Origin of the sequence: Nonomuraea sp. NPDC049141, from assembly GCF_040648415.1 — a bacterium.
Lineage (GTDB): Bacteria > Actinomycetota > Actinomycetes > Streptosporangiales > Streptosporangiaceae > Nonomuraea.
The window spans coordinates 1-1792 of the sequence record NZ_JBEZDR010000177.1 but is presented as its reverse complement, the minus strand read 5'-3'; the positions used below and the strand labels follow the sequence as shown (position 1 = coordinate 1792).

Here is a 1792-nt window from a genome sequence, read left to right as displayed (position 1 = left end):
ACTCGGTGCCGTCGCCGTCGCGAAGCGTGGCGAAGCAGAGCTTGCCGGTGTTGCGTACGAAGATCACCCGACCGGTGACCGAGACCCGGTCGCCCGTGGCGGTGTCGGTGGGCAGCTCGGCGTACTTCTGCCGGAGGTCGGCCAGCGTGCTGGTCCGGGGGAAACCGATCGGGTACGGCTCGACGCCCTCGGCGAGCATCCGGTCCCGCTTCTCCCGGCGGACCTTCATCTGCTCGGGAAGGTCGTCGGCGGGATCGACTGGCACGGGGTTCTGCTCGGTCACGGCACGCTTCCTCAGAAGGAGATTTCGGGCGGGGTCAGGCCCCGAGCGTACTCAAGGCGCCCGGAGGGCGTTACGGGATAACCCGCCCGCATGACCGGCCCCACTCACGCCCTCTCCAGCGGCCGGGGTTCAGACGTTGCGGTCGTAGACCATCCGCAGGCCGATCAGGGTGATCATCGGCTCGTGGTGGGTGATCGTGCGGCACTCGTTGATCACGAGCGAGGCCAGCCCGCCCGTGGCGATCACGGCGCTCACCTCGCCGATCTCCTCGATCATCCGCTCGACGATCCGGTCCACCTGCCCGGCGAAGCCGAAGTAGAGGCCGGACTGGAGGCACTCGACGGTGTTCTTGCCGATCACCGAGCGGGGCTTCGTCGCCTCGACCTTGCGCAGCTGGGCGGCCCGGGCGGCGAGCGCGTCGAAGCTGATCTCGATGCCCGGGGCGAAGGCGCCGCCGAGGAACTCGCCCCGGCCGCTGATCACGTCGAAGTTGGTGGTGGTGCCGAAGTCCACCACGATCGACGGCCCGCCGTAGAGGGTGTAGGCGGCCAGGGTGTTCACCACCCGGTCGGCGCCCACCTCCTTCGGGTTGTCGATGGCGAGCTGCACCCCGGTGCGCACCCCGGGCTCGACGATCACGCTCGGCAGGTCCGCGTAGTAGCGGGACAGCATGGTGCGCAGCGAGCGCAGCGCGGCCGGCACGGTGGAGCAGGCCGCGACCCCGGTGATCTCGACCGCGTCCCCGGCGAGCAGCCCGCGGAACTTCAGGCCCAGCTCGTCGGCCGTCGAGCGCGCATCGGTCTTGATCCGCCAGGAGTGCACCAGCTTGTCGCCGTCGAAGGTCGCCAGCACGGTGTTGGTGTTTCCGATGTCGATGCAGAGCAGCACGCACGCAGCCTAGACAACGGCCGGCCGCCGGTTCACCCGGTGCGCAGGTCCATGGCGATGTCGAGGATCGGCGAGGAGTGCGTCAGGGCCCCGACCGACAGGAAGTCGACGCCGGTCGCCGCGTACCGCGCCGCCACGTCGAGGGTCAGCCCGCCGGTCGCCTCCAGCTCCGCCCGGTCCCCCACCGACGCCACCACCTCGGTCAGCATCTCCGGGGTCATGTTGTCCAGCAGGAGGAAGTCCGCCCCGGCCTCGACCGCCTCCAGGGCCTCGGCGACCGTGTCGACCTCGACCTGCACCGGCACCTCCGGGAAGGTCTCCCGGACCCGGCGGAAGGCCGCCGTGATGCCGCCCGCCGCGAACTTGTGGTTGTCCTTGATCATCGCGACGTCGTGCAGGCCCATCCGCTTGTTCGTGCCGCCGCCGGCGCGCACCGCGTACTTCTCCAGGGCGCGCAGGCCCGACGTGGTCTTGCGGGTGTCGAGCACCATCGCCTTGGTGCCGGCCAGGGCGTCCGCCCAGGCCCGGGTGTGGGTGGCCACCCCGGACATCCGGCAGAGCAGGTTGAGCGCGGTCCGCTCGGCGGTCAGCAGCAGCCGGGTCGGGCCGGCCACCGTGGCC

The 1792-nt window shown here is 70.9% G+C and carries 2 protein-coding genes and 1 pseudogene; all 3 read right to left on the bottom strand.

What is annotated here, in order from left to right; all coding sequences use genetic code 11:
* A pseudogene (locus AB0B91_RS65620) lies at window positions 1-229 on the bottom strand (lysine--tRNA ligase); the annotation flags it as partial.
* A 183-nt stretch (window positions 230-412) separates the two neighbouring features.
* The gene (locus AB0B91_RS65615; protein WP_089003109.1) at window positions 413-1171 is read right to left on the bottom strand and encodes a type III pantothenate kinase; all 759 of its coding nucleotides are present in this window, start codon (window positions 1169-1171) and stop codon (window positions 413-415) included.
* A 32-nt stretch (window positions 1172-1203) separates the two neighbouring features.
* Window positions 1204-1792: carboxylating nicotinate-nucleotide diphosphorylase (nadC, locus tag AB0B91_RS65610; protein WP_358343133.1), on the bottom strand; the 589-nt coding region annotated here is incomplete at its 5' end.